6 protein-coding genes are annotated in these 6,937 nt (G+C 65.4%); all 6 read right to left on the bottom strand.

What is annotated here, in order from left to right; all coding sequences use genetic code 11:
• Positions 1–1,083 (bottom strand): hypothetical protein (locus KA184_21110; GenBank protein ID MBP8132088.1); only part of this gene is annotated, 1,083 nt, incomplete at its 3' end.
• On the bottom strand, positions 1,080–1,529 hold the full coding sequence (locus KA184_21105) for a Gfo/Idh/MocA family oxidoreductase (protein MBP8132087.1): 450 nt from the start codon (positions 1,527–1,529) through the stop codon (positions 1,080–1,082). The genes KA184_21105 and KA184_21110, both read right to left, overlap by 4 nt.
• 46 nt (positions 1,530–1,575) lie before the next feature.
• On the bottom strand, positions 1,576–2,778 hold the full coding sequence (locus KA184_21100) for an acyl-CoA dehydrogenase family protein (GenBank protein ID MBP8132086.1): 1,203 nt from the start codon (positions 2,776–2,778) through the stop codon (positions 1,576–1,578).
• 170 nt (positions 2,779–2,948) lie between these two features.
• On the bottom strand, positions 2,949–3,434 hold the full coding sequence (msrA, locus tag KA184_21095; protein MBP8132085.1) for a peptide-methionine (S)-S-oxide reductase MsrA: 486 nt from the start codon (positions 3,432–3,434) through the stop codon (positions 2,949–2,951).
• A gap of 263 nt (positions 3,435–3,697) precedes the next feature.
• Positions 3,698–4,588, bottom strand: coding sequence for an alpha/beta hydrolase (locus KA184_21090; protein ID MBP8132084.1), 891 nt, complete (start codon positions 4,586–4,588; stop codon positions 3,698–3,700).
• A gap of 18 nt (positions 4,589–4,606) precedes the next feature.
• The coding region (locus KA184_21085) for a glycosyltransferase family 39 protein (protein ID MBP8132083.1) at positions 4,607–6,937 on the bottom strand (2,331 nt) is incomplete at its 5' end.

Below are 6,937 nucleotides of genomic sequence, written 5' to 3'. Positions count from 1 at the left end.
GGCGGCCAGCGCGGCCACGCAGAAAGTCAGGGGCAAGAAACACGCGCGCAGCGCCGCGTTGCCGCTTGCCGAAGCCGCCGCGAAGCACAGCGCCGCGACCGCGAAGAAGACGGCGCGACGGCGCGCGGCAGAATGGAACAGTGCGGCAGGCAGCACGATCAGCGCCGCGATACCGAAGTAGCCAAGGCGCGGAAGATAGTCACTGCCCGCGGACACGGTCTGCGCAATCAGCGCGGCGGGGCTTTCGGGCGCCTGCCCGGCCAGGTCCACGCAGGCCAGCGTCTGGAGTGGCGCGTCGAGCCGGCTCACCCACTCCAGCGTGGGAATCCATTGCACAGCGGCGAGCCCGAGTGCAATCACGGCGGTGAGAAGCAGTCCCGTCATCTTGCGCGCCGCGGAAACCGAGCCGTTCGTGGTTCCTGCAACCAGGCCAAACACCGTGTACGTTGCGGCAAGTAGAAGCAGCGCGGCTCCCGCGGCTGGCGAGCCGCAGAGCAGCAGCAACGCGGCGGCCGTGCCCGCCAGTACGGCCCGCGAGACGCGGGGCGCGCTCGAATACCCGGCTACCGCCCAGAGCAGCCATGGAGCGCACGCGAGGGCGTTGGCCAGTTCAGGCCGTGACATGGCGGCGGCAGCCGTGCCGGAAAAGGCGTACGTCGCCCCGCCGAACAGGGCGCTTGCGTAACGGATGCCCAAGGACCGCGCGAACAGGGCGAAACCTGTCCCCATCAGCCCGAGACACAGCGATGCATGCCACGCCATCGCGAGGGCCGTTGGCAGGAAGAGAAAGACAGCGTTGAGCGGCTGAAACAAGCCGGTGGCCGGATTTGCCAGAAACGGCGCGCCACAGTGCTGCGTTTCGTTCCACAACGGAATGGCACCGTCGCGCAAACGTCCGAAACCGTAATGAAACTCAGGGTATACGCGCTGATACAGCCCCGCGTTTTCGAGCGCCTTGACCGCGCCATCCTCCGGCCGCTCGACGGCACGCCAATACACGGGCGCCGCGAATAAGAACACCGCCGCGGTCACCAGCGCCGGCAGCAGCGCATATCGCGACGGTGTTGCGGCAAGGAACGTCACGCGAGCAGCTCGCGTGCCGCGACACAGCGGCTTTCTTTCGCGGCGCGAACCATGGCCCGCGTGGCGGCAAGGTTGTTCAGATTACCGCACCCGCTGGTTTCGGGCACGGACTGCGTGGCCAGCGCGCGCGCGGCCGCGACCGTCGGGGCCGGCGGCTTCTCGCACAGGACATGCAAGCCCCGCCTGAATGCCTGGAGACAGGTCTGCCGCCGGAATTGCCGCGGCGTTACGTCGAGCAGCAGCGCATCCGCCTCAACAGCGCCCAGCGCCTTCGTGAGCCTCGTAAAACAACACGCGCGCGGCATGGCGGGCCGCGCCGCGGCGGCCCTCGGATTGGCCTCGTTCGTGTCCACGCAGGCAACGATTTCCCAGGCGGACGACGCGGCCACGGCGTCCGTCCAGACACGGCCCACGCCTCCCGGACCCACCTGGATCAACCGTCTCATTCCCGTGCTCCCGCGCACGCCTCACCGATTATGCGGTGGACGGCGTTCACACATCCGCCTCAGCGAACTGCGCAAGGATATGCTTGGCCGCGTGCAGTTTGTGCACCTCATCGGGGCCATCGTAGATGCGCCCGGCCCGCTCGTTGCGGAAAAACAGCGCCAGCGGCGTGTAATCCGTCGTGCCGAGGCCGCCATGCACCTGTATCGCGCGGTCGATGACGCGCATCAGGACGCCCGCGGTGTGGAACTTGATGAGCGATATCTCGACGCGCGCTTCCTTCGCGCCATGCTGGTCGATGCACGCGGCGGCGTGCAGCACCGCCAGACGGGCCGCGTTGATCTCGGCGCGGCTTTCCGCTATCCATGCGCGGACGATCTGCTGGTCGGCGAGCGTGTGGTCCGGGGTGACGTGCCGTTTGAGCGCGTAACGGCACATCAGTTCGAAACTCCGCTCGCAGATGCCAATCCAGCGCATGCAATGGTGAATGCGCCCCGGCCCGAGCCGGTCCTGCGCGATGAGGAACCCCGCGCCTTCGGGACCGAGCAGATTATCGAGCGGCACGCGCACGTCCTCATAGCGGATGCGTGAATGGCTCGCCCAGTCTTCGCCGCGCGTGCCCATCGAGGGCGTGTTTTCCTCGATGGTGACGCCGGGCGTGTCGATAGGCACGAGAATCTGGCTCGCCCGGAAATGGCGCGGCGCATCCGGGTTCGTAATCGCCATCACGATCGCGAAAGAAGAACCGTCCGCGCCCGTGCTGAACCATTTGGTCCCGTTGACCACCCACGAATCACCGTCGCGAATCGCCGTGGTGCCCATCCAGACGGGATTCGACCCCGGGTAATCGGGCTCGGTCATCGAGAAACAGCTCCGGATATCGCCTGCAAGCAGCGGCTTGAGATACCGCTCCTTCTGCTCCTCGGTCCCGTACTTGATCAGTATCTCCATGTTGCCCGCATCGGGGGCTTGGCAGTTGAACGTGTAGTGTCCCAGCGGCGAACGGCCCAGTTCCGCGCTCACAAGCCCGTGTTCGAGCGTGCTCAGCCCCATGCCGCCGTATTCGCGGTCAATTTGCGGAAGCCACAATCCCAGTTGCTTGACCTTGACGCGTTTCTCACGCAACAGCGCCTTAATCTCGCCGAAGCCCGTGGTCAGGTACTCGCGTTCGAGCGGAATCAGTTCTTCGTCGACAAAGGCCCGGACACCGCGGATTACCTTCTGCATACGTTCAGAAATACTGAAATCCATCGCTTGGCCTCCCGGTACTACGTCTCGCGGAGAGAGTACACTACCGCCCGCAATGGAGAAAAGCCGGGCGAGGGTCGAGGCGTCAGTGGAGAGGCCCTATGGACGACCGGGCATCAAGCACGAGAGTCTACTCGCGCATCGCTGCGTTCAAGAGGCCGGCCCGGCCGTGCTCAGTGGCATTCGGCAAGGCCGCGCTTTTCCAGGTATTGCTGGTGATATTCCTCAGCGCGCCAGAAGGCCGCCGCAGGCTCGATTTCCGTGGCAATCGCGCGGGAGTACCGGCCGGACTTCTCCAGCGCGTCCCGCGAGGCAAGCGCCGCGGCCTCCTGTTCTGGCGTGTGGAAGAAGATCACGGACCGGTACTGGGCGCCGATGTCGGGTCCCTGCCGGTCCTTCTGCGTCGGGTCGTGGCAGTTCCAAAACACCGTGAGCAGGTCTTCATAAGACACGCGCTCGGGATCGTAAACGATCTCGACCACCTCCGCGTGGCCGCTTTTGTGGCTGCACACCACTTCGTAAGTCGGGTTTTCGACTGTACCGCCCATATAACCCACCGAGGTCGCAACTACTCCCTCGATGCGCCGGAACGCCGCTTCCACCCCCCAGAAGCATCCGGCCCCAAACGTCGCTTTCTCCATTTTCACATCCTCCCTCACCCGCGAGGTATCGCCGCCGGGCTGGGGCGTCTCCGGTTTCGCCTGGCCCAGCGCGGGACCGCCGCAACCGCTTCCCAGACCGTTCAGGAACACTAACACCGCCGCGACCAGGATGCCACGCGACAACATGGAGTCTTCCTTGCAGACGTCTACACAAGAGGCGCAACACCTAATCGCGCCCTCTGCAACAGGAAACACCCGCCAGCGACGTATTATTCGAGCCGGCGCCCGACGCTCCGCACCGCAGCCCTATGCCGCGGGATTCACGGACTCGCCGCGCCTTCCGCGTCCAGCAGGCTCATCGCGCGCAGCCAGGCCAGGAGATGGTTCGGCCACGTGCCGAGCACCGGGTCCTTCAAGGCCAACCCGAAACCGTGAGGACCCTTGGCGTAGATGTGCATCTCCGCAGGCGCGCCCGCCGCGCGCAACGCGAGGTAGAAGAGCACGCTGTTCTGTGAGGGCACACCCGTGTCTTCCGTCGAATGCACGAGAAACGCCGGCGGTGTCAAAGCGGTGACCTGTTTCTCCGGCGACATTCGTTTCAGCAGTTCCGGGGACGGGTTCTCCCCGAGAAGATTACGCCGCGACCCGGCATGCGCGAATGGGTCATCCAGCGTGATGACGGGATACACGAGGACGAGAAAATCGGGCCTGGAACTGATACGCGCGACGGGGTCGACCGCCGCTGTGTCACCCTCGTCGAAAAGCGTGCCTGCGGTGGCAACGAGATGCCCGCCCGCGGAGAATCCCATCATGCCGATACGGTCCGGGGCGATACCCCATTCGAGGGCGCGGCCCCGGACCGTGCGCACGGCACGGAGCGCATCCGATAGCGGCGCGGGATGACGATAGTTCGGCGCGTGCCGGTAGTGAAGCACGACGGGGACAATCCCGGCTTGCATAAGCCAGCGCGCCACCTGCTCGCCCTCGTGGTCCGTTGCCAGGTTGCCGTAGCCGCCGCCCGGACAAACGATGATCGCCGTTCTTCCCTCGCCCGCGTCCGGAAGGATGTAGTGGTACAGCCGCGCTTCAACAACCTCTCCTGCCACCGGCTGTTCCGGCGGCCCGTCCGGCCAGAGGGATATCGTCTCCACGTCAGGGGCAGGCAATTGGCCGCACATTGCGGTAATCAGACAAACCAGGAGCGTCGTCATAGTGTTCACCTCTATTCTTTAGTGCGTTGCAGGCGTTTCCAGCACGAGCCGGTATAACAGGGCCCCATAGTCTCGAGCATTCCCCGTAACGTTCAGCGTGACCGTGTGCCGCGCCGGTCCCGCGGGCACGGGTCCCAAATCCACGCGCTGCGGTTTCCAGACACTCGTGCAGTGGTCCTGCACGGCGTTATTGCCGTCCAGCCGCGCGGCCAGTTTCGCGTTTGGCGTAGTATAGGCGAGATACAGCACCACATGGCGCCCGTCCGCCGGAGCGTCGAAACGCAGGCGGCGGTCGCCGTTGGCCGGGATGCCAACAAAAGTCTCGAGGCGGCGCGTGGCCTGGTCGGGCCCCCATAGGCCACGCAGGTGTCTGCGCGCTTCCGGCACGCCGAATGTAATCCCCCGCTCCGGCACCGCCAACTCCGCGCCGCGCCCCAGCAGATACACTGAAAATGCCCGCGTCCGGTGCGCGTAATAACTCTCGTTCAGGTAATCTCCGAGCACAAGCTGCGCCCGGGACGGTCCGCGCGCGGCATTGTCAAAAACCGCTTCGCCAGGAATGGCGACTGCCTCGGCGCCGAGCGCCTTCGTGCGTTCAACCAGTTCCTTATCCGCCTTGATGGGCTTGCCAAAATGCTCGCGCCAGCAAATCCACCCGGACCGGTCCGCGTAGTACAGCGTGTTGGGGTCCGAACTCAGCGTAAGCACGCGCGCGTCCTTCGGGAGATTCTCGTCGATCCATTTGCCGCACGCGAAGGCTTCCGCGCCGTATTGGGACCGGAAGTAGTCCGCTGCGCCGCGCAACGACTGCGCCACGATGACCGCCAGCACCAAGACGCCAGCGGCGCGCGCCCACCGCCGCGAGAGCAGTACCCGCGCGGCCCGGGCCGCAAAGATGCAGGCCGGCGGCGCAGCTATCAGCTGATAGTAGCCGTTGGCGGAGTTTCCGCCCGGAAACAAAAAGAAGAAGACAATCGCGGACGCGGCCCACGCATAAGTGGTCCAGCCGGCGGAACCCCGGCGCGGCAAGAGCAGCAATCCGGCAAGCGCCGTCAACGCCGTGGCCGGTCCCACTGCCTCGAAGAACACCCGCGACCAGATTACCTGATGATATTCCAGTGTGAACGCTCTGCCGAGCCGTACCAGTTCCGGCTGGGCAAAGGAGATGCCCGTCTCGGGAAGCAGCACGCGGAAGGAATACCAGTTATAGGCGAGAAACGGCGCGGCCACGAGCGCCGCGAACAGATACAGCGCCCGGACGCGCCAGAAGGACCAGCCCAGATGATGCACGGTCAGGAACGCCATCGGCAACGCCATCACCGCGAACAGCGGTTTCCCAAGCAGCATCAGAGAAGTAGCGAGCACGGCCCAGGCGAAGTCCCGCCGCGTCCGATGGCGCAGCCAGTTGTCATAAGCCAGCAGCGCGGCAAAACTCATGGCAAAGACGAACGGTTCCGGCATGTGCGCGCGGCCCGCGAACCAGAAAAAGGGCGAAAGCGCGAGCAGGAAGGTTGCAAGACTCGCGCAACGCTCTCCGTGCAGCCGGGCAACCAGCCGGTGCAGCCAAAAAAACCCCAGCAGGGAAAACAGGATCGGAAATGCGCGCATCGCCCAGAACTGCTCGCCGAAAACCCGCCAGAGCCATGCGGTCAGCCAGGGAATGACCTGCAACTCGGTGCCGCCAACGTAACCATGCTCCGCAAACGCATCCGTTGTGCGCCAATCCACCTCGGGCCGGAAGATATTCATGCTCTCACGCGCAAAATTGCGCGTCACCATGAGTGTTTGCGTCTGACGCCACGCCAGCAGGCCAAACGGAGGCTCGTCGATCGCGATCAGGCGGCAAGCCAGCGCAAACAGCAGGATCGCGAGCAGTATCCGGCCGTGACGGAGCGTGCGATCGCCATGCGCCGCCAGGACTGCATTCTCTTGCATGACGCCGCTTGCGGGAGCGGCCTCCGCGGCCATCCACGCGCCGCACCAGGCCCCGAGCCAGGACCACAGCGCCCAATCGCCGCGAATGAGCGCGTCCGTGCGACCGGGGAACCGGCGCGGAACCAGGCCGGATGCCGCAAAGCCTGTGTCCGATAGGAGACGCATCAGGTCATGATGAGAAAGCGCGCGCCCCTCGCCGGGCGTCTCGCCGCCAAAGGCGCTGTTCGGCTCGAGTACATGGAGCCGCCCGCCCGGTCGCAGCCGTTCCCGCAGCGATTCCAGGAGCGCCTGCCGCGCCGCGGGTGTGCGTTCCGCCAGGCATCCGGCCAGGACCGCGGCGTCTATCGAAGTTCGCGGTGTATCCGCGATGGCCTGTTCCGCTTCATCGGCACGCGCCGTCCCGCGGACGGCCAC

Source organism: Candidatus Hydrogenedentota bacterium (assembly GCA_018005585.1).
Lineage (GTDB): Bacteria > Hydrogenedentota > Hydrogenedentia > Hydrogenedentales > JAGMZX01 > JAGMZX01.
The sequence above is the reverse complement of the archived record's forward strand: the minus strand, read 5'-3'. Positions and strand labels throughout refer to the sequence as shown.

Coding starts and splice junctions, on each gene's coding strand:
- KA184_21105 (MBP8132087.1), bottom strand. CDS start 1,529: ATGAGACGGTTGATCCAGGTGGGTCCGGGAGGCGTGGGCCGTGTCTGG.
- KA184_21100 (MBP8132086.1), bottom strand. CDS start 2,778: ATGGATTTCAGTATTTCTGAACGTATGCAGAAGGTAATCCGCGGTGTC.
- KA184_21090 (MBP8132084.1), bottom strand. CDS start 4,588: ATGACGACGCTCCTGGTTTGTCTGATTACCGCAATGTGCGGCCAATTG.